Annotated in this window: 14 protein-coding genes; 5 read left to right on the top strand and 9 right to left on the bottom strand. The window is 64.5% G+C overall.

The window, feature by feature from the left end; genetic code table 11:
• The first annotated feature begins 34 nt into the window (after nucleotides 1-34).
• Nucleotides 35-646, top strand: coding sequence for a hypothetical protein (locus CLN94_RS12480; RefSeq protein WP_096434285.1), 612 nt, complete (start codon nucleotides 35-37; stop codon nucleotides 644-646).
• Nucleotides 647-649: 3 nt separating this feature from the next.
• Here CLN94_RS12480 and CLN94_RS12475 read toward each other — a convergent pair whose 3' ends face one another.
• The 3 genes from CLN94_RS12475 to CLN94_RS12465 are packed head-to-tail and all read right to left on the bottom strand — an operon-like array spanning nucleotide 650 to nucleotide 2,138.
• The gene (locus CLN94_RS12475) at nucleotides 650-1,033 is read right to left on the bottom strand and encodes a hypothetical protein (protein WP_096434284.1); all 384 of its coding nucleotides are present in this window, start codon (nucleotides 1,031-1,033) and stop codon (nucleotides 650-652) included.
• On the bottom strand, nucleotides 1,033-1,608 hold the full coding sequence (locus tag CLN94_RS12470; RefSeq protein WP_245845238.1) for a recombinase zinc ribbon domain-containing protein: 576 nt from the start codon (nucleotides 1,606-1,608) through the stop codon (nucleotides 1,033-1,035). The genes CLN94_RS12475 and CLN94_RS12470 overlap by 1 nt, the downstream gene beginning before the upstream one ends.
• Before the next feature lie 14 nt (nucleotides 1,609-1,622).
• Nucleotides 1,623-2,138, bottom strand: a complete 516-nt coding sequence (locus CLN94_RS12465; protein WP_245845237.1) for an ATP-binding protein — start codon at nucleotides 2,136-2,138, stop codon at nucleotides 1,623-1,625.
• A gap of 52 nt (nucleotides 2,139-2,190) precedes the next feature.
• On the opposite strand from CLN94_RS12465, the gene CLN94_RS12460 reads away from it, so the two are divergent.
• Nucleotides 2,191-6,159: a baseplate multidomain protein megatron gene (locus CLN94_RS12460; protein WP_096434283.1), complete on the top strand. Its 3,969-nt coding sequence runs from the start codon at nucleotides 2,191-2,193 to the stop codon at nucleotides 6,157-6,159.
• A gap of 10 nt (nucleotides 6,160-6,169) precedes the next feature.
• Complete coding sequence (locus CLN94_RS12455) at nucleotides 6,170-7,246, top strand: DUF2793 domain-containing protein (RefSeq protein WP_096434282.1); 1,077 nt, start codon at nucleotides 6,170-6,172, stop codon at nucleotides 7,244-7,246.
• A gap of 134 nt (nucleotides 7,247-7,380) precedes the next feature.
• Here CLN94_RS12455 and CLN94_RS12450 read toward each other — a convergent pair whose 3' ends face one another.
• The 5 genes from CLN94_RS12450 to CLN94_RS12430 are packed head-to-tail and all read right to left on the bottom strand — an operon-like array spanning nucleotide 7,381 to nucleotide 19,289.
• Nucleotides 7,381-11,244, bottom strand: a complete 3,864-nt coding sequence (locus tag CLN94_RS12450; RefSeq protein WP_096434281.1) for a DEAD/DEAH box helicase — start codon at nucleotides 11,242-11,244, stop codon at nucleotides 7,381-7,383.
• Nucleotides 11,241-14,459: a DUF1156 domain-containing protein gene (locus CLN94_RS12445; RefSeq protein WP_096434280.1), complete on the bottom strand. Its 3,219-nt coding sequence runs from the start codon at nucleotides 14,457-14,459 to the stop codon at nucleotides 11,241-11,243. The genes CLN94_RS12450 and CLN94_RS12445 overlap by 4 nt, the downstream gene beginning before the upstream one ends.
• An 18-nt stretch (nucleotides 14,460-14,477) precedes the next feature.
• Nucleotides 14,478-15,086: a DUF7680 family protein gene (locus tag CLN94_RS12440; protein WP_096434279.1), complete on the bottom strand. Its 609-nt coding sequence runs from the start codon at nucleotides 15,084-15,086 to the stop codon at nucleotides 14,478-14,480.
• Nucleotides 15,083-18,343 carry an ATP-binding protein gene (locus CLN94_RS12435; protein WP_096434278.1) on the bottom strand — a complete coding sequence of 1,087 codons (3,261 nt, stop codon included), beginning with the start codon at nucleotides 18,341-18,343 and terminating at the stop codon, nucleotides 15,083-15,085. Before CLN94_RS12435 ends, CLN94_RS12440 begins: the two co-directional genes overlap by 4 nt.
• Nucleotides 18,344-18,371: 28 nt before the next feature.
• Complete coding sequence (locus CLN94_RS12430; RefSeq protein ID WP_096434277.1) at nucleotides 18,372-19,289, bottom strand: WYL domain-containing protein; 918 nt, start codon at nucleotides 19,287-19,289, stop codon at nucleotides 18,372-18,374.
• A gap of 207 nt (nucleotides 19,290-19,496) precedes the next feature.
• Between CLN94_RS12430 and CLN94_RS13850 the strand changes: the two genes are divergently transcribed.
• The gene (locus CLN94_RS13850; RefSeq protein WP_143598926.1) at nucleotides 19,497-19,709 is read left to right on the top strand and encodes a hypothetical protein; all 213 of its coding nucleotides are present in this window, start codon (nucleotides 19,497-19,499) and stop codon (nucleotides 19,707-19,709) included.
• A 165-nt stretch (nucleotides 19,710-19,874) separates the two neighbouring features.
• Here the strand turns inward: CLN94_RS13850 and CLN94_RS12425 are convergent, their stop codons facing one another.
• The gene (locus tag CLN94_RS12425) at nucleotides 19,875-20,552 is read right to left on the bottom strand and encodes a LexA family transcriptional regulator (RefSeq protein WP_055663674.1); all 678 of its coding nucleotides are present in this window, start codon (nucleotides 20,550-20,552) and stop codon (nucleotides 19,875-19,877) included.
• Between the two features lie 116 nt (nucleotides 20,553-20,668).
• On the opposite strand from CLN94_RS12425, the gene CLN94_RS14025 reads away from it, so the two are divergent.
• Nucleotides 20,669-21,352 (top strand): hypothetical protein, encoded by a 684-nt coding sequence (locus CLN94_RS14025; RefSeq protein WP_096434276.1) that lies wholly within the window; start codon nucleotides 20,669-20,671, stop codon nucleotides 21,350-21,352.
• Nucleotides 21,353-21,391: the final 39 nt, after the last annotated feature.

Genomic DNA, 21,391 nt, shown 5'->3' with positions numbered 1-21,391 from the left:
GTTTCAGGGCTGTTCCATTTGCGGGAAGAATTTCATGAACGACGACAATGCATTTATCCTCCTACTGCTTCTCGTGGCTCTCATTCTCTGGTTCGTCTTCCTGGGGCCCAAGGCACGGGAAGCGCGAGCGGAACGGAAAAAGCGCGCTGCCGAAGAGGCCGCGCGACGCGCTGCCGAGCTTGAACGGCTCAAGGGCGAGCGTGAAGAGTTACTGAAGAAGATCCGTAGTGCCGCACCTGATTTCATTCTGAGAGCGCGTCTCGAATTTGAGCGAGAGTTTCGTGCCCGGGGGGGTGAGGGGTTCTTCGGGCAGGAAATGTCGCCGCTCGTGTGCTTCGGTTATCGTGTCGGCAAAACGAAGGGCAGAACCGAGGCGGAGCGACATGCAATCTTGGAATACGCGGTAGTCGCCGATCTTGATGCAAGCCTCCCGTTCCTGCCAGCTGAGTACAGGAGCGATTGGGGTGCGCCACTTAGCATCACGCGGTTCAATCGTATCTACTCGCACCTGCAGAACGTGGCCGATCTGCGTGAAGGTCGAAAAAACTTCAACACGGCCGTTTCCCATTGGCGAGCCGACGCGCGATGGTTTCACGCGCACAAGCGCCAGCTTGTGGAGAAGTTTCGAGTGCTGGCTATTCACTGACCGTCAGTCAAACACCCGCGCCGATTGCTCGTCCCAAGGCAGCGAGGCGACGAAGCACAGGTCGTAGAGGCTGATCGCGCAGGGTTCGCGGTGCACGACCAGTCGCTCGAGGACGTCCGGTGCCAGCCAAGCGAGGCGCAGGAGGCGGCTGACGTAGCGGTCGGAGAGGCCTTCCTCCGCGGCGAGATCGGCGATGGTGGTCACCTCGCCGCGCTCCATCCGCTGCCGCCATGACCATGCCCGGCCGATGGCGCGGAGCACGCGGGGATCCTGTCCCGGCGGCGGGTCCGAAGTCTCGCTGTCCCGCGGCGGCAGGATCCGAGGCCGGCCGCCGCGTTTGCGGACCGTGAGCGGGATGTGGACACGGATCGTCTCGTTCGCGGGCATCAGGCGGCGTCCTCCCGCGCGGGCGTCATCAGGCTGGCCAGCGCGCCGAGGCCGTCGTGGCGCAGGTCGATGTCGAGCCCGTCCTCGCCCACCGTCACGCGCGCCACGAGCAGCTGGACGACGCGGGCCTGCTCGGCCGGGATCAGTGCCTTCCAGAGATCGTCGAACTGCGTGAGCGCCGCCGTCACGGTGCCCTCGTCGAGGTCGGGCCGCTCCTTCTTCAGGGCCCTCGCGGTGCGCGCAATGACCTCCGGCGTGCGCAGCAGCCGTCGGATTTCTCCGATGACCGCTTCCTCCACCATGGCCGCCGGGAGCCGTTGAGGCCCGCGCAGCTCGGCCGTCGGGCGCTTTTGGATCACGTCCATCGAGACGTAGTAGCAGTAGCGCCTGTTGCCCTTCTTCGTGTGGTGCGGGGTCATCGCAGCGCCTGTCTCGGTGAATATCAGACCGCGCAGCAGCGCCGGCTCGGTGCTCCGGGTGCGCCCGGCGCGCTGGTTCCGGTTGGCGAGCGTCCCCTTGGGGATGAGGTTCGTGTTGCTCTGCGCGTCGTTGAAATCGTTCCAGAGACCGGTCATGGCGTGGGGTCCTTTCAGTTGGTGGGATCGGATTGAGGGGTCGCGGCGGGCGCCGGGATGCGCGGCGCGTCCGTCACGAGCGGGCGCGCATCGATCGGCAGCGGCTGGCGGATCTTCTCGATGAGCTGGCCGAGATGCGGCGGCTCGAGCGGGTCGAGACGACCGGAGCGGTCCTTGGCCGGGTAGCCCCAGCTGTTCTGCGTGTGGCAGACGAAGACCCGCTGCGGGACGCCGCTGTCGTCGGGCAGTGACGTGAGCGTCAGCACCTCGTCGACGATGCCGGGCAGCTCGAGCCCGGTCTTCGATCCGTCGATCTGCGGGACGAAGACCTTGCGATTGAAGTCGTCGAGCTTCTCGTCGAGGATCCCGACGAAGATAACGTTCTTCGACCGCGTGTGCTGGAGGTGGGTGAGCCAGGCGATCATCTCGCGCCCGTGCAGCCCGTAAGCCCCGCGGATATCCGGCTTCCCGGTCTTGTCCGAATGCGCCTCCGGCTGGCCCTTGCACCACTGGAAGGTGCGCCTGACCATCCGCCCCGGCGGTTTCGACGACCCCGCGCAAGGCTGGACCGGGGGCTACGCCATGGCAACGCTCGTCCTCGGTGCCGCTGGCGCCGCCATTGGCGCCAGCATCGGCGGCGCCATCCTCGGCGTGAGCGCCGCGACCATCGGCGGGTTCGTCGGTTCCACCATTGGCTCGGTGTTCGACAGCTGGATCGTGTCCTCGCTCGCGCCGACGCAGCGCATCGAGGGACCGCGGCTCGATAGCCTTCGGATTACGTCCTCGACCGAGGGTGCCGTCATCCCGCGCGTCTACGGCCGGATGCGCATGGGCGGGAACGTGATCTGGGCGACGGATTTCCGCGAGGAGACAAAGACCACCACGCAGGGCGGCGGCAAGGGCGGTGGGGGTGGCGGCAAGGTCAAGACCACCGAGTATCTCTACTACGCGAGCTTCGCGGTCGCGCTCTGCGAGGGCCCGATCACTGGCATCGGCCGCATCTGGGCGGACGGCAAGCTGCTAGACACCGCCGGGGTCACCTGGCGCTGGTATCCGGGCGACGAGAGCCAGACCGCGGACCCTTTCATCGCCGCCAAGATGGGTGCGGCGAACACCCCGGCCTATCGCGGCACGGCCTATGTGGTCTTCGAGGACCTGCCACTCGGCAACTACGGCAATCGCCTGCCGCAGCTTTCCTTTGAGGTCTTCCGCCCACTCGCGGATCCCGACACCGCCGAGGGGCTGACGCGGGCCGTCACAATGATCCCAGCCTCGGGCGAGTTCACCTACGCGACGACCGGCATCCGCAAAGGCAGCAGCGGGGCGCAGATTCCGGAGAACCTGAACGCGCTCTCGGACACCGCCGACATGGTGGTGGCGCTGGACCGCTTGCAGGCCATGGCGCCGAAGGTGGAAAGCGTCAGCCTCGTGGTCGCCTGGTTCGGGAACGACCTGCGCGTGGCCGACTGCACCATCCGGCCGGGCGTCGAGGTCTCGGAAAAGACCACGAACCCGCAGACATGGTCCGTCAACGGCGTGAGCCGGTCTGCCGCCCATCTCGTCAGCCGCGACGATCAGGACCGCCCCGTCTATGGCGGCACACCTGCCGATTTCGCCGTCGTCGAGGCGATCAAGGAGATGAAGGCGCGCGGCCTGCGTGTCACCTTCTATCCGTTCATCCTGATGGACGTGCCGTCCGGCAACCCGCTGCCGACCCCGTACAGCGATAACGCCGCCGAGACGGGCCAGCCAGCGTTCCCTTGGCGCGGCCGGATCACCTGCTCGCCCGCGGCGGGCTATGCCGGCAGCGTCGACAAGACCGCCACGGCGGCAAGCCAGGTCGCGGCCTTCTTTGGGAGCGCCAGCCCGTCCGATTTCACCGTCTCGGGCGAGACCGTCGCCTGGACCGGCGCGGCCGGCGACTGGGGCCTGCGTCGCATGGTGCTGCACTACGCCCATCTTTGCGCGGCAGCTGGCGGGGTCGACGCCTTCCTGATCGGGACCGAGATGCGCGGGCTCACCACGATCCGCTCGGGCGCCAGCACCTATCCGGCGGTACAGGCGTTCAAGGACTTGGCGACCGATGTGCGGAGCATCCTCGGCGCGGGCACGGCGATCAGCTATGCAGCCGACTGGTCGGAGTATTTCGGCCACCAGCCGGGCGATGGCTCGGGCGACGTATTTTTCCATCTCGACCCGCTCTGGGCGGACGGCAACGTCGATTTCGTCGGGATCGACAACTACATGCCGCTGTCCGACTGGCGCGACGGCTTCGAGCATGCCGATGCGCAGGAGGGCTGGCCTGCGATCTATGACCGGGCCTACCTGCAGACGAACATCGCGGGCGGCGAAGGTTTCGACTGGTTCTACACCAGCGCGGCGGATCGCACCGCGCAGGTCCGCACCCCGATCACCGATGGTGCCGCCAGCAAGCCGTGGGTCTTCCGCTACAAGGATCTGCGTGCCTGGTGGTCGAACGCGCATTACGACCGCCCGGGCGGGGTGGAAAGCGGCACGCCGACGGCATGGGCGCCGCAATCCAAGCCGATCTGGTTCACCGAGCTCGGCTGTCCGGCCATCGACCGGGGCACCAACCAGCCGAACGTCTTCTTCGACCCGAAGTCGTCCGAGAGCTTCACGCCGCATTTCTCGCGGGGCTGGCGCGATGACGCCATCCAGCGCGCCTATCTGGAGGCGACGTACCTCTGGTGGGGCGAGGCCGCGAACAACCCGCTGTCCTCGGTCTACGGCGGCCGCATGGTGCATGTGCCGGAATGCGCCGCCTGGACCTGGGACGCGCGGCCCTATCCGTTCTTTCCGGCGCTGACCGATGTCTGGACGGACGGGGCGAACTGGCGGCTCGGCCACTGGCTGACCGGGCGGCTGGGCGCGGTGTCGCTGGCGGCGCTCGTGCGGCACCTCTGCCTGCGCGCGGGGCTCCCGGAGTCCCGGATCGACGTCACGGGCCTCTGGGGCGCGGTCGAGGGCTACGCCATCACGGCGCTCGAAAGCCCGCGCGCCTCGATCACCACGCTGTCGCGGCATTTCGGCTTCGATGCCGTCGAGACCGAGGGGGTGATCCGCTTCTTCATGCGCGGCCGGGCCTCCGTCGCCACGCTCGTGCCCGACGATCTCGTGGCCGCCCGCGAGGGCGACGTGCTGGAACTGACGCGGGGCCAGGAGACGGAACTACCGCAGGCCCTGAAATGGCAGGTCGCTCGCGCCGACGAGGATTACGACGCGGCCCTCGTCGAGGCCCGACGCATCACCGTCGACACGACGCGGATCGCCTCTGAGTCCTTTCCGATGGCTGTGCCCCCCGAAGAGGCCGAGCGGCGCTGCCGCCGCGCGCTGATGGAGGCGTGGGTGGGTCGCGAGACGGCGGCGTTCCGTCTGCCGCCCTCGCGCCTGGCACTCGATCCGGCCGATGCGATCCAACTGGAGCATGACGGGCGGCTGGTCGATCTGCGGCTCGTCTCCATCGCCGACGCCGACGCGCGCGGGATCGAGGCGGTCCGCCAGGACCGCGCGACCTACGACCTGCCGCCCGGCGATCCCCGCGCGGCCTCGCTGACGCGGGCCGTCGTGTTCGGCGCGCCGGATACGGTGCTGATGGACCTGCCGCAGCTGACCGAGGACCAGCCCGCGCATCGGCCGTTCGCGGCGGCGCATGCCGTGCCGTGGCCCGGCGAGATCGCGGTATTCCGTAGTCCGTCGACGGACGGCTTCGAACTGCTCACCAGCTTCGGGACGCGGGCCCGGATCGGCACCTTGGTCTCGGATTTCTACGCCGGACCCACTTCGCGTTTCGACCTCGGCAATGTCCTCGCGGTCGATCTGCTGACCGGCACGCTGGAGAGCGTCACCGACCTGACCCTGTTCGGCGGGGCGAACGCGCTGGCCATCGAGAGCGCGCCCGGCGTCTGGGAGATCGTGCAGGCGGGTGTGGCCGAGTTGCTGGCGCCGGGCCGCTATCGTCTGACGCGCCTCCTGCGCGGCCAGCGCGGCACGGAAAACGCCATGGGCAATCCGGCTCCTGCGGGCGCGCGGGTGGTGGTGCTCGACGACAGCCTCGCATCGCTGCCGATCGCCGAAGCCAATCTCGGCATCCCGTGGAACTGGCGCATCGGCCCGGCGAGCCGCCCGGTCAGCGACGAGACCTATGTCGCGCAATCCTTCACGCCTCAGGGCGCGGGGCTGCGGCCGTTCTCGGTCGCCCATGTCCAGCAGCCATGGCGCAAGTCGCGCACGGCCGGCGATCTGACGATCCGCTGGACACGCCGGTCCCGAGCCCTCGCGGCGGACAGCTGGGGCGGGCTCGAGGTGCCGCTGGCCGAGGAGCTCGAAGCCTACGAGGTCGAGATCTTCGACGGCGCCACTGTGAAGCGGGTGCTGAGCACCGCCACCACCAGCGCGGTCTACACCGCCGCCCAGCAGACCGCCGACTGGGGCGCGCCGCTCGGGCCCGGCGACACGCTCGACATCCGCATCTACCAGCTCTCCGCCCTCGTCGGGCGGGGCGCACCAAAGACCGTCACGCTGATACTCTGAAGGCCATCCCATGTCCGACGCCACGACCCATCTCCTGCTGCCCTTCATCCTCGCGGCGCAGGCCCAGAAGCACGTCACCCACAACGAGGCGCTGCGGCTGCTCGACGGGCTCGTCCAGCTCTCCGTGCTCGACCGCGATCTGACCGTGCCGCCCGCAAGCCCAGCCGATGGCGATCGCTACATCGTCGGTTCGGGCGCCACCGGCGACTGGGCGGGCTGGGACCTGAACGTGGTGCTCTGGACCGACGGCGTCTGGCTGCGTCTGCCGCCGCGGACCGGCTGGCGGGCGTGGGTCGAGGACGAGGGACTGCTTCTGGTCTACGACGGCGCGGGCTGGATCGGCACCACGCCATCGACGCTGCAGAACATGGCACTGCTCGGGCTCGGCACAACGGCGGATGCGTCGAACCCGTTCGCGGCCAAGCTGAACGCCGCGCTCTGGACCGCGAAGACGGTGGCCGAGGGCGGCACGGGCGATCTGTTCTACACCATGAACAAGGAGGCTGCGGGCGACGATCTCGGGCTCACCCTGCAGACCGGCTTCGTGACCAAGGCGCTTGTGGGCCTCTTCGGCTCGGACCGCTTCCGGCTCGCGGTCTCGGCCGATGGCAGCACCTTCTTCGACGGGCTGAGCGTCGACAACGCCACCGGCATCGTCGACCAGCCCCGGCTGCCCCGCTTCAAGGCGTACACCAACTACGACAACTATGTGGGCGTCGGGACCTGGACGAAGATCGCGATCAACAACACAGACTATAACGATCAGGGCGCCTTCGATGCCGCCAACAACCGCTTCGTGGCCCCGGTGGACGGCACCTACCTCTTCGGCGCGACGCTCCTCTACAAGGTGAACGCCAGCACATTGGCGCGGATGAGCGGACGGCTCGCCCTGAACGGCACGACCGAAATCCGCGGGTCGCGGGGCGAGATCAGCGGGGTGCACGTCTCGGAGGCTACGGCGCTCTGGCTGCAGACGATGGTGTCGCTCACCGCCGGTGACACCGTCGAACTGCAAGGCAACTTCCGCGCCGCGGACGGCTACTTCGCGGCCGACCAGACGTCCTTCTGGGGCATGAAGATCGGCTGAGGGAGGCACACGATGGCGCCACAACGCCCGGAGGACGGCTTCGTCCGTATGCCGGAGCACGAGTTCGAGGCGATCGCGCATCGCTGAGGTGGTGCTGCAGGCAGTCGATATTGGTTAATAAAAGCAATCGCGCTTCAGAGTCTGGCCACCTTGCGCCTTAGGCGAGCGGCTGCCTCTTCTCGAAACATTTCTTCCCCCTGACGCCGCATCTCTCGGATCACCCCGTCAATCTTGATTTCAGCCGCCTTTAGCTGTGGGGGAGAAATGTGGACGTTAGCCTCATCGCCGGGAATTCCTCGAAATGAGGTCTCAGAAAGCATCGGTGTCCGATGAGCGAGGCGAGCCGGCTGCATTCGGACAAGGAGACCGTGGGGTCTGTTCGGTATCAGTTCGTCCCGAAGACGACGGTGCAGATCATCCGCGTCGTTTGCGCCGCTTGCGGTCTCGAGATATGCGGCAGCGATCTCGTGGGATAGGACCAGCTGCTCCGCGGACGCGCGCCTGTTCGCGTTGACGTCATCAATGCCTTTCTCGACGGCGCGGATCTCGTCCGCTAGCGCCTTTGCCAGTTCGGCTTCGACCGGCGCCGAGTCGGCCTCTCCAACCGTGGCATTCGGATCAATCTCAATCTCCTTAAGGTCAGCGACCCGTAGCGCACTGACCGGACCGGTCGTAGTGGCAACACAGAAGCCGACTCTCTCGATCCCGTTGTTTCCGAGTGCCCCTGAAACACTGACACGCGCCATCCACCCCGCGTGCAAATCCGGGAGCTGTTCCAAGAGATGATCGAAGGCGGGAGCGCCGTAGGACGCGAACTCTAGCGTAGTCCGAACCTCAGGCGGAGGCCGATCAAGAAGTTCCCGTGATGCGGTGATATGAGAAACCCGTCCGTCCTCGTAACGAAGGGCGAAGATACCGGGATGTTCGGTCACGGAGAGAAGATGCGGGGCCACTTTTGCGAGGGAAGTCAGCGCGACATCAATGTCCGCCAACGAGACTGGGGCGGCGAAGTCGCCCGACCGCTCCCAGGCCCGGTAGAACTCCTGCAGCTCCTTTGGCGGAATCTCGAGGGCCTCAGCCGCCGCTTTGGATCGACGTAGCCGTTCGGCCGCTTCTGTCTCTATCCGCCGGAGCTCGTCGGCCGAGACACTAGGGTTCTCGAGGGCTCGGAAGTCTGCCTCGGTGACCGGCAGCAGTGCGATTTGTTGTGGGCCAACTATCAGGCCCGCCTCCGCGAGACGGGAGAGGAGCCGCCCGTAGACCCGCTCCTCCGCCGACCCGGCGTAAGCGTAGTTCGCGACGAAGATCTCATCATACTTCTGGCCGATCCGGTCGATGCGCCCGATCCGCTGCTCCACCTTCGCCGGGTTCCAAGGAAGGTCAAAGTTTATCAGCAGGTCTGCGGTCTGGAGATTCAGCCCTTCAGCCGCGGCGTCCGTACACAGCAGGACGTCGATATCCCCGCGGACGAAGCTTTGGGTGATCTCGAGGCGTGTGGTGCTGATCATCTTCCCAGCGGCAGGGTCGTAACGGCTGCCGCCCGCCCCGGAGAAGGTGCCAACCAGCGCGCTAGGCATCCGGGAGCGGAGCTCGTCGACCAAGTGATCAAGTGTGTCCTTGAAACGGGTGAAGACCACCGTCTGTCGAAACCGGCTGCCTTGGCGCCGCGCGTTCAACTCGGACAGGAGCCGGTCGAGCTTTGACGGCACACCGACTAACTCGTCGAGGCGATCCAATAGACCCCGAAGCGCCTCCTGCTCCCAAAGGAGGTCGGATTCGGTGCGCCCGTCCAGCAGAGCATCGACAGCGACCTCGTCCCCTTCATCATCCCCTTCGAATACGGCTTCTTCCAGCTCCTCGTTGGTAGGATTGAACCCGGCGTGCTGGTGGGCCCGAAGGGTGGCTTTCACCTTCTCTGTCCGCCGCTCCAGCGTCTTGCGGATCGCATGGAGGCTGGAAGCGAAACGGAGCCGAAGGAAGCTTAGATAGAAGCCGACGGAGGCGACGCGTCGCTGGTCCTCCTGGCGGGCGGAGGCCCGAACGCGGGTGTCGAGATCCCGACAGTATGCCTCGAGCGCGTCGTAGACGCGCCGCTCGGTCGGCGAGAAGTTGATCGGGTCGAGTGGACGCACATGCCTTTCGGCCAAGTTTGCGTTCAGCTTTCCGCTGTCCCGGTAGAGCCGCAGAAGGTCCCTAGTGTGACGCAACATGACGCGCGAGAGCGGGGCGGCCGCGCGCAGAACCCGGGCGATAAGTCGCCAGTCCCCGGCCGGGAACGGGCGCGCTTCCTCCACCCAACGGGCCACGGTCCGCTGATCTGCTGGCGAACGGTAGGCGCTCATAATGAATGTCCAGTACTCCGGATCGAGCAGCTTGATCTCGAGAATGGCGCGGCGCAGGAACTCCAGCGTCGCGTCGGAGATCCGGCCCCGGCCGCGGACAAACTCCTGGACCGCCTCGTAATACTGTCGCGAGATGTCGTCATCTAGCCCGAAGCTGCCGACCCGTCCGGTGAGCCGCATCAGATCGAATGCCTCCTGCATCGCGAGCTGCATTGGGGTCGCGGTAGCGAGTAGAAGGGCGCGAGCTTTCGGGCGGATCACTTCATCTATGAGTGAGTAGAGTTGGTTCTGCCGGTGGACCGCACGCGCATAGTGGGCTTCGTCCACGAGGGCGATATCCCACCCCTTGGCGCCCCGGACCTCGCTGCGCCTAGTCCTGTGCGTCAGCAAGCCGGTCGAGGCGATCACCAGGTCCGGGGCGAGAAGGCCCCCTTCGGAAACCTCGACCGGGGTCGAGTCCCCGTCCAGACGCTCATGACTTATCCGCCCGCGCGGGGCCGTCCGGGCGAAATCGAGCAGAAACTTCGACTTCATCTCGCGCTGCCATTGTCGCGTCAGGGAGGCAGGGGAGGCAATCAGCACCCTCGAGGCGATGCCGGACAGGGTAAGGGACCGGATCGCAAGGCCGGCCTCAATCGTCTTCCCAAGCCCCACCTCGTCACACATCAGGAAACTGTGAGGCCAGGAGGTCACGAGACGACGGGCAACGAAGGCCTGATGCGGCCAAGGAACGACCGGGGCGGTCTCGATCCCGACGAACCGCCCACCAGGCAGGCGCGGCCCGTCCTTGATCAGGCGCCACCGAAGATAATCGATCGGGGCGAGCGCGGCGAACGGGCTTTCTGGATCCTTCGGCGGAGTGGGTGCCTCCGTCCCGTCGATCTCCTTCGGCTCGATCACGTCCCGTCCCATTCGGACCAAACGCGCCTGGACCGCCTCTGGCAAAGCCATGACGCGGATCCCCTCGCTCCCATGACGCCAGAGGTGATCGAAATCTTTCAGAGCTTTCCCAGTCTGGCGACGGCTCCGTTCATCCCACCACGAACAATGCAGCAGGACGTTCTCGGCGTTGATCGACAGGGCCGTCTTTGACTCGTTCAGGGAACCGTCGATCCGGATCACGTTTTCCTCTCCGTCCACGAACACGGCCCATTTTTCGTGAACGTAACCGTCGGCCGTGGACTCGACGGAAAGCGGATCGCCGGTTCCCTTGTGAACCCGAAAGGCCACCTTCACCTCGAGGAGCCCCTTGGAGACCAAATAGGCGAAAAGATCGACGCCCCGTACCGTCTCCGCGCTCCAGGACCCGTCATTCTCAAGTGCGGCCGTCAGATGTGCGACAAGCGCCTCATCAGCACCCCTCAGCGCCGCCTTCACGTCCGCCGCGTCCAGATCGCAACCGACCAGGAAACGAGCCTTCGCCCCGTTGCGAGCGAAGGCGGTGAACCCCTGAGAGGCGGCCGCGAGGGAGGAGGACCGGAAGTACCCGGCGACCCGGTCATAGCGGACCGACCGCTCCAAGGCCGGGATATAGAACTCCTTCAGGATATCGGTCGCAGGCTCGCCGGGCCGGATCTCCGACGTCCGGTACTCGTCCCGCCACTCGACGTCCCGGAAGGACGCCGGCGTCTCTTTCGCGCCGGCTGCTTCTGTCACTGCGCGTCCCCGAAGCTCTCAAGGGCAAAGCGCACCCAGTCGACCTCCTTCTGAAGCCGCTCATCCCCGATCTCGGCCCGGTAAACCTCCAGCAGGTCTCGCAGCAGTTGCGCCTGCGGCAGACAATGCTTCTCGAAATAGGCCCGGACGAGAACGTCTTCCCCTTGCCGATAGGCGGCGATCAGGCCGTGGAGCCTGTCCCACGCAGTTTGGGGTTTCTCAAGGCGCGCAGGGGCCCGCTCTTCCGGTGCCGCAAGGCGCACCTTCGAACCCGACTTAACGAGGGGCGCGGCATAGGTCGCACCGGGCTGCTGGGTAGCGAGGCCCACCCTTCGATCAGCGACGGTATAATTCCCGCTCTTCCCTTCGATCGCGACGTTCAGGGCGTTTGCGAGGTTCCGCGCGTCGTCGAAGGCAAACTCGGCCGTGCCGAATGCGCCGAGGATGGTGAGTGCGACGCCGGTCTCCGTGTCCAGCTCATCGACCGAGAGGCGACCCTGCGTGATCCGGGTGATCTGGTGCGCTGCCACGACGGCGCTTGCTGCGGTCATCGCCTGAACCGGCGAGACCACATCATCCCCGTCATACACCGGCCAGCGCTCGGACAGGACCTGAAGCGCCCGCCCGAAGCTCGCGATCATCTCGTCGACCGGGCTGAGGTTCAAGCGGTCGAACTCGACCAGCCCGTCCCGGACCGCCGCGCGGATCCGCGCCGCGACCCCAGTCCCGCCGATCCCCTGCCAGGCGGCCGGTTCCGCGTCCTCGTCGATCCGCTTGCGGCAGGTGATGAAGATGGTCGACGCGGCGGAGGCCATGTTCATCTGGTGGGTCGAGTATCCGGACTCGGATTCCACCGGCATGCAGGCGGTGATGACCCAGCCGGACTCGATCAGCGATCGGGTCAGGGTCTCCCACGCCTCCTGCTTCTTGTGGGTGAACATCAGGGTCATGACGCCGTCATCACTGAGGACCCGGCGGCACTCGGCAAAGATCTCGCCCATCATCCGCTCGTAGGCCGCCTTGGCGTTCGCTGCCGACCCGTCACGGGCCGGGTTGGCGACCGCCTCGTCCTTCTTGTTCACGTGGCGCCGGGAGAACAGGCCCGGGAAGACGTCGCGCAGCCCGCGCTTCTGCCAGACGTAGTAGAAGTCGGACAGCTCCCCGTACTGGACGTTGTCGTAGTAGGGAGGGTCGAAGCAGACCAGGTCGACGGATCCTGTTGCGACCTCGGACATGTTCCCTGCCGGTCCGTTGATGATCTTCAGCGGCAGGTTCCTGCCTTGGGCCTGGTGAACGGAAAGAGCGAGTTCTGATATCCCTTGGTAGGCGTCCAAAACCTGAGAGAGAGCCCATCGAAGTCCGCTAGAGGGACCGGCGTAAGGCATTTCTCCATAGGTCCATTTCAATGAGTAGTCGTGCCGTCCAAATGTCCCTTTAACAACGCCACGGGTGAACTCCCAACGGGTCTGGCGGCTGTTGTAGTCGACGAACTTGTCCACCATGAACTGGAGGTAGGTGATGACAGCATTGCCGCGCACCTCACCGAGGGCCGCCCGTATCTCTGGCTGCAAGGCGCGGAGCCGCTCTACCAGCGTCAGGTGCCCGAGTAGTTGGCGAGGAGCGAACATGTCACACCACCTCGGCATGCCGTAGTTCACGGGGCGCATGTCATTTCCTTCCGGAAAAGCTTCCGTCGGGATCAGGTCGTCACGCTCCCAGCGGGCCCAGTTCTCATCGAGCCGCCGCTTCGCTTCAGCTAGGGCAGTTTCATCCTGATCGGTTGGAGCGCGGAAGAACTTCACCTTGCCAGTCTTGATCTCCCCCGCTCGCTCTCCGGTGGCGTAACGCTGTGGACGCCCGCGGGCATCCATCTTGGGCTCTAGGCGAGCGGCGTGAACCGCGTAAACGCGATCCCACCAGGTCCCATTTCGACTTTCTCCGCGTGCCTGCGCCTTGATCTCGTCCCCAGAGATCGCCTGACGACAATGCACACATTGGCCTACGCCGCGAGTCACGGTCGAGTCTTCTGGGTTTTCTCCGTTCGGACCTCTCCCACCCGAAATCTCATACACACCGAAATCGACGGTCTTGTCCTTGTTCGGAACAATCCGAACGCCCCACTGATCCCCTTGCACCTTGAGAAGCCAGAAGCTGTTCAGGAGAGGCGCATCGCCCCCGCAGGACGGACACTTGACCATCCGGCAGTAAAGGATCCCGTTCTGGTCATGCTCGGTCTGACCATAGAGGCGCATCAACTCCTTATCACCGCGCACGACCCGCTCCAGCTTCTGACGCTCCGCCTGCGGCAGTGGGGAGCGGGGGGTGACGTCGAGCATCTCCGCCTCGACCTCAGAAACGAGCCGGTCGCCCCACCCCTGGATGTCATTCAGCAGGTCCGGTCCGAACCGGGCCGGGAAGTCCAGAGTCGCATGCAGGATCGCCGTCGCCACTGGGTTCAGTTCGTTGGCGATCACGGTGTGTCCAAGGCGCAGGGCCTCGAACGGGATGCTGCCCCCGCCGGCGGTCGCATCCAGAACGGTCAGACCGGTCGGCCGATACTCTGGCGAGTTCGCATAGGCTCGACCGTACGCGTAAAGATCCTCCGGGTCCCATCGGATGGTCTCTCCGAGCGCTTGCTTCACCCGGTCGAGCTTGGCGAAGGTGACGCGGTCGTTCACATGCGCCGGGTCGGCCGCGCGATCTTCAACGCGGAGCCGGGTGCCTTCCGCCGGGAGCGGCAACCGAAACGCGACAGAGTCCTGCGCCCAGCGTGTCACGACGGGATCACGAGAGAAGGCCGGATCATAGGAGGTCAGCCGGTCGATGATCTCCCGGTTCCGCTCGCGCCGTTCGACCTCCGCCTCGAGGAACTTCATTCCCTTCTCGTCGAGAAGAAGGGACTCGCCTGAAGCGGTCCGGCGCACATGCGCCAGCGGCTTCCCGACAAGGGTCCATTCCTGGTCGCCGACGATCGCGACCTTCTTCATGATTCCGAGGTCCCGGACGAAGGCGTCCGGATCGGCATCGGACCCGAGGAGGGACGCCTGGATAGCCGCTCGAGACGGGATCAGGGGGCGGCGCGCCCACCAGACATGGAGGAAGTAGAGGGGTGGCAGGGCCGAGCTGGACCCGCGCTCTCGTCGCGTTTCCGCGCCCACCTGGTGACACGGGAAGCCGCTCTCCATGAGCCGCAGGGCGTTCGACAAATCCTTCATACTATTCCCTTTGTTCCGTTATTGGCGCGCGCGCAGCTTGATGAGCATGGAGTCGACCTCAGCGTCCGGTCCCTTTCCCTGCCCACACAGCATCACTCGAAGTCCGGATACGGCCCACCGGTTGGCGACCGGCCCATAATGCGTGATCCGAGAGAACCAGTAGACGGCCTCCTCCCGCGAAAAGGTCGCGACCCGCCGTGACAGCAGTTCCGACCGATCGAGGTCGCTCATGCGCTCCTGGAGCTTGAAGATGATCCCGAGCTTCGCGCCGGCCTCCTCATCGAGAACCAGGGTCCGCTGTGTGCGCATTCCTTCCTCGGAAAGGAAGGCGTCGACCTCCAGCGGAACGTCATTTTCGTTGCGGGCCCGAGACGCGATCGCTCGGACGACCGGCAGGAGGCGGCGGAGGCTGTCCCCATGCAGTCGGCCGCGGTCCTGAAGATGTCCGGTCCGCGCATCCCCCTCATCCCCGTCACGGGCCCGCCGTTCCTTGATCACGAGTACAGGCGGAGGAACGTCGCTGTGACGCGTGATCCGCAACGCGAAGGGCGCCGCGGAGAGGTGCCCCTCATGCAGCGCCTTGTAGAGTTCCGCATGTCTGTGCGGACGCCCTTTCTTAGCCGTCATTCAGCGCCTTTCTTGAGCTCTGCCACCAAGGCGCACTCATCATCCGGATGTTCAATTTCGATCGACGCAAATGTGTCGGCATCGACCCGGCCAACGGTCATAAGGGTTTCGAACAACTCATCCAGTGCTTTCAGGCTTTCTGGTGTTGCGCCTGAAATCTTGAGGTCGATCGATGCTCCTCCGGGTACCTTGAGGGCCTGGACTCTAAGGTCATCCACTGTCGATTTAGTGCCATTGGCGCCCACACGACCGAGACGCTTGACCAAAGGCAGAAGGACCCTCGGTGCGTCTCCTTCTTCTTCGATCAGAAGGGTCTGGGGCGCGCTCGCGAGCCAGCCGCGCCTCGCAGCTTCAGCCCGGACAATCAGCACATCATCGGGGCGCGGGGGACGGATGGTCGCTTCGACACCTTCACGAAAGCCGTTTGGCTTTTCTTGCTGCGCCGGCTCGCCGTCGTGAATGAGGTATCGGTCCTGCGCGATCACCTTGGGGATAACGTTCAGGACGTCCGCGTCTGTCACGGCCTCAGATTTCTCTTTGACCTTCTCTACGATGTCGGAGACGCGGGTTTCAGTGGCAAGCCGTGCCACCTCTGCTGCCCATTCCCTGATCTTGTCTTCGGACGGCTTCTCCCCCTTGATCCAGCCGCGGGCTCGGGCCTTCGCCACCTGAATGATAGACCACCCATCGGCAGAGAGATCGACGTTCAGCGGGACCTGGTTTTGCGCATCGTAAATCTCGTCAGGCCGATCGCTCTTGGCGTCGGTGAAGCGGAACAAGCACCAGACACCTCGCTCTACACCTGCGGAGATTACGCGGTTCAAGACGCTTGGGTTTTCTAGAATTGGCCAGCGCCGTTGCTGCGCGAACGCGTCCCGGATCCCGTTGACGGTTGGTGTATCCCCGCCAAGGCCGAAGAAGAGCTGGGAGAGGCCACGAACGATCTCCATGGTGGCTGCCCGATCCGTCTCGATTACCTCTCCGTCCTTGCGTAAGATCTCCTTGACCTGCTCGGCAACCGGGGCACCCCCTTCACCGCCAGCAACCCGGATCTCTCGGATCGCGATGCCGTCGGACCCCGGATATACAAGCCGGGTGTAGCTCTTGCTTACCGCAACGTTTAGGTCGTTCCGGGCCCGCGCTCGGCGGCCCTGGAAATCGTCATCAAGTTGCCGGAGAGTGAGTCCATAGGCGCCGGGGTCTGCGGCGAGCTTCTCCATAGCCCGGACATCTCGCGCCAGCTCAAGGAGCCTGTCTAGGCTCTGTTGCGCCCGCTGGTCGCCGAACATCCCATCACTGTCCCGGTCTGTCGGAACAGTGTTGGGGATCAGAAGCGCTACATGGTTCTGAGATATCCTCGGCTGTCCGTTCCCCACCGTCTGAATGAAATCGTCGACCACTATGCGCGGGGCGTCGACCCGAACGATCCCAATCGAGGGGCGACGGGGGGACTCAGCCATGTCTTGTGGGGCGGTCACGTCTTCTCGAACCTCGAAGATCCCGTTCTGGTTCGTGATCACCTTCCGAGACGCCTCGAGGATAAGCCGCAAAGCGTCATCCCGTTTCACCCCCTCACGGATGTCGCTGAGGGCCCGGTTGATGGTCGGGTCGGTGTTCGCAAAGAACTTTCCCCCATCCTCTCGCAGATAATAGGCGTGCTTCTGAATTGCCTCGAGGGCGGTCTTCACAGCGGTTGCGGGCAGCCCCGGCATCAGTACGGAGAGGAGGGCGTCTGCCTCGTTGATCCCAAACAGGTTGTTGGACACCCCACCGGCGCGGCCAACCAGGCTGTTCACCAGAACGACGCGCCAAGTCATCTCGTGGTATGGAACCCCAGACGGGAGCGGGTTGGCGGCGTCGCGCATCTGAGCTCGGCTCCGGTTCGAGGCGAGCGCATCTGACTGAGGCCCCCCGACGTCGGTGTTGAGGACGATCTGCATATCGCCCGCCTTGAGACGGCTTCCCACGATCTCGTCCGCCATCAGCCGGTCCGAGAAGTCGAGATGCCCCACATGGATCATTGGGGCGTACGGTCGCTTCTGCCAGAGGAGCCTGATCGCCAGCGTCATAACCCGCAGAACCCCGCGAGTTCCCTGAAATGTTTCGATCGAAGCGAGCTTTTCGTTCAGGAACCGCAGGAAAGTCGGGTGGAAGGGGTAGCTAGCCCGGATCCGGTCCGCATAGTCGGTCTGTTTCGCCTCTGAAGGCAGGTCGGCCGGTGAGCTGGCGTAAAGGGCGGCATAAGCCTCCGCGGCCCTTTCTGCTGCTTCGGGATCGATGTGCGAGAACAGTCGGCGGGCGAGAACCCGGGCGAGCTCGCTCTGTGGGACTGGCTTAATTGGCAGCGCATCACGCGCAACGACGCTCTCGGTCTCGCCGACGGCGCGCGCGGCCCGTTGCGCAGCCTCCTCCGGGGCGACCTCGGACCCTGTGATCCGAGTAAGTTCGGTTCCAAGGCTCTCGCTTTGGCGGGCGAAAGCGTCCGATGAGCTGGCAAGGGAGATCACGACCGCGATGCCGGATGCGGACCGGGCGAAGGTCGACAAGGACATGAGGAAGGCAGCCACTTGTGTTGCGCCCTTTCCCGGATGCGCTGCCTCGAACCGCGCGACATACTGTGCAAGCTCGTCGATAAGGATGATCACCTTACGCCCGTCGAGTACCCGTTTGAAAAAGTCCTTGCCGGGCGCTGCAACCGAGGTGGCGTCCCCTTCTAATTCCCTGTAGAGCGTCTCACCTCCCACCTGCATTGCAAGCTCGCCCCAGAGGGTATGGGGGATGAGCGCGGCACCGGACGGCTTATTCACAGAGAGAACGTCCCCCGCGATCGCTACGACGTCCACGGTGCCCGGCGCAGGCAGCGGCAGGCCTGGAAAGAGGGGGGCAACGAGCTCGCGAATCTCCGTTCCACGTTTGGCGCAGTGGACCAGCCCGATCAGGGAGTGGGTCTTCCCACCACCAAACCCAGTCTCAAGACGGGTGATCGCGCTCGCCGTGGTGTCTCCAGCGACCCTTAGGAGGACGGTGGACAATAGGTCGCGCATCCCGCTCGTGGGGTATGTCGCCTCTCCGAAGAAGACAGAGGCATCAGTGTAGGGGGTCTCCGCAACACTTTGACCTGCATAGCTATCCATCACCTGGTTCAGGCTCGCAGTGAAAAGCTCTGGGTTGAAAGTCCCCTTGATAATGTCCGCACGCGGGGTGCAACTGTCATAGAGGGACAACAGTCCATTGGTATGGTTTTCCGAGTTCGTCATCCGCCAAAGCCCCCTATCCTCACTGTTCTCATTTCTTGGCGCCAATCCGCCGTTCCGTGCTTAGTCGGCTGCCGCTTTTCTGACTGCTGGGTATAGCTGCCATTACATCGCCGCGATTTATCAGGATGATTTGTTGGTTTTGAGGTGTACGTGCGCTCGGATCAGTGTCGAGACCGAGGCGCTTCAAAGCGTAGTAGAGCAATGCGCGTCGGACCTTTATCTTGGCCTTTCCGCCACGCATGCCGTAGTCGAGAGCGATGACCTTCGCCTGTGTTTCTGAGAGCTCGGGGTGGGGCCCAACTTCCAGAGTAACCTCACAATGCCAGTCGCAATCTTCGTCGGCCGATGTATCGCTCTCCCTTGATCCGCGGATGTCGAGAATTCGTGAAAGCAGGAAGTCCTTGAAGCAGTCATCGGTGAAACAGAACGCCCGGACGTGCCAGCGGAAGCCGTCGAACGCTATGGCGTGGGGCGCGACCCAGCGCCAGCTCGGCTCCGGGCGGGACAGGCTTTGGTATTTCACCTCGATCGCTTCCGACCGTCGAATGGCGCGGACGACCGATCGGAGCGTTGCGGGATTGACGCCACGAACCGGCGTCGGTGCGGATGCAAAAGGCGGAAACTCCGTGATCCATGCATCTTCCCGGTCAAGGATGCCATCGGCGACAGAACGCAGCTGTGCCAGATACTTGCTTGCGTCGGGTTCGCTGAAATGGGCCTTGAAGTCTGGCGTGCGCACGTAGGTCCGTGCGCTCTTGTCATAGACCATGTTGTCGGGCGCCAGGCCGATGTAGCGATTCAGGTCGGCGGACGCCTGGTTCACGGAAACTCCGAACTGACCCATAAGGTCGCTGCGGTTCACCCGCCCCTCCCAAAACAGGCGGAACTCGATGAACTCGAGCCGTTGCTCGACGCCCCAGCGAAGCTCCGCCTTGCTGTCTTCCACATCACTCTCCCGGCTTGGCCGATGCGCATGGTAACTATGCGCGCACATTTTCTGTGCTTGAGGCGATGCTAGCGAAGTGGTTGAGCGCAGGCAATCGCAAATCGCGTGTTGGGATGAAATTGACGGCAGCCTGTCCGTTTACATAAACCTATGCCATCAAGCCGTTTTTTGGCTTCTCTGCGTGTTAGTCACAGAAGGATGGATTTCTTGTCGAGCAAGCAGAACAGGGAAAGCATCAGGGCAGGCGGCCTCGGTCAGACCGGATCAGGTAAGGACGAGCCCGGCCGGAATGAGTGGGGAATCGCCAATTGGGATTCCTTCCATCGCCTGAAATCAGAACTGGGTAGTGCGTTTTCTGCGCCCGAGGAGGAATACAAGCCGTTGACCGTTTCTGATGTGATCGCCCGAAATCGAGAATGACTATATCAGCGTGCTCGAATTGACCTCCCCCGGGTTGTGGGGTCTCCGAGCCGGGGGAGGCGGGCAGCCAGGCGGCAAACGCAGTCATCCTGCGAAGTCAAGTTCCGCGAAAGCAGCAGCCCGCCAGCTCGAACAGATCATCCAAATCTCCGTCACCTGCCACAGCTATAACTCCCGCGCGAACCAACGGATGCGGCCGACGATGTGGATCTCGTCGGCCGTTCTTTCGTATTCGGGGTAGTGCTTGTTGTCGGAGATGACGCGCACCGCGGGCGGGTCGCTGTTGGGGATGTGCTCCAGCCGCTTGGCCACCAGTCCCATCCCGTCGTCCAGAACGAAGATGCCGGGCGGGTTGGGGGCGCGACGGGTCATGTCGACCAGCACCGCGTCGCCGCTCAGCAGCGTCGGCGCCATGCTGTCGCCTTCGACATGCATGATGCGCAGCTGCGACGGAGTGGCCTTGAGGCTGTTTCGGATCCAGGAGCGGCGGAAATGATAGACCCGGCCGGGCGTGTCGCCGTCCTCGGTCACGACGGCGCCGCCGCCCATCGCGGGGCGCGGGGTGGCGTGGGCGATGGCAACGAAGGCGTCGTCAGGATTGTCCAGGAAGGGGGGCTTCCCCTCCACCTCACCGATGCCATGGATCAGCCAGTCGCGATCCACCTTCAGCACGCGGGCGACCTCGGCCAGCCGGTCTATGCCAGGGCGGGCTGAACGGCCACGGAGGATGTCGTAGACGAACGAACGGTTCACCCCGGCCATCTCGGCGACGTGGGCGGGACTGATGCCGAGCTGGTTGGCCCGGGCTCTGAGGCGGTCGGAAAGCGTGTGGTGCTCGGTCATGTCATCCCCACCCAACTGTGGATGAAATAGGATAAAATCGGATTGATCGGAGCCCGTCAAGCGAATAAGAACAAAAAGTAAACATCTTACACGGGAATCGGGGCGGAGGGCAGCGAATGCATATCGATAAATCGTACTTCACGCTCCCCGAGATCCTCAAGCGGTGGCAGATCACCGAGGCCGACCTGATCTACCTCGCGGAAAACGACAAGCTCCGGCTGTCGGTTCGCGTGTTCGGCGTGCCCATGGAGTTCGGCGACTACGAGGAAGGTGCGGACGGCGAACCCTGCCGGGTGCCGTGGGAGCAGAACTACTACAGCGGCCTGCTCGATCTCCATGCCCGTGATGTGTTCCAGCTTTTCCGGTGCGGTGAGGTTCATCTCGCGAGTTTTCGGACGCCGAGGGCCGACTACGCGGAGACCTGGGGCGATGCGCAGCCCGTCCTCGTCATGATCGGCGACCTGCTGCTAAGGCGCGATGAACGCGACCGTTTCGAGGTCGAGACCGGGTTCTCGCCCGGCGGACAGCCGATGGAGGAGGCCACCTTCATCCACTCGGCCGACTATCTCGAGGTTCGCTGCAACGGCTGCCGGTTCAAGCTGGGCCCGATCCAGGCGGAGGTCGTGCGCGCGCTGCACGAGGCAGCGCAGGCTGGAGAGCCCTGGCAGAACGGCAAGGCGATCCTGTCTCACGCCGGCTCGAAGAGCCTGCGCATGGCCGACGTCTTCAAGTCGCAGAGGGACTGGCGGCATCTGATCCGCTCAGACCGGCGCGGCGGTTACCGTCTGAATCTCGACTGACGGATCCCCCTCCGCCCGGTCCCCTGTGGGATCGGGAGG

Source organism: Pseudothioclava arenosa, assembly GCF_002358085.1.
Classification (GTDB): domain Bacteria; phylum Pseudomonadota; class Alphaproteobacteria; order Rhodobacterales; family Rhodobacteraceae; genus Pseudothioclava; species Pseudothioclava arenosa.
The sequence above is the reverse complement of the archived record's forward strand: the minus strand, read 5'-3'. Positions and strand labels throughout refer to the sequence as shown.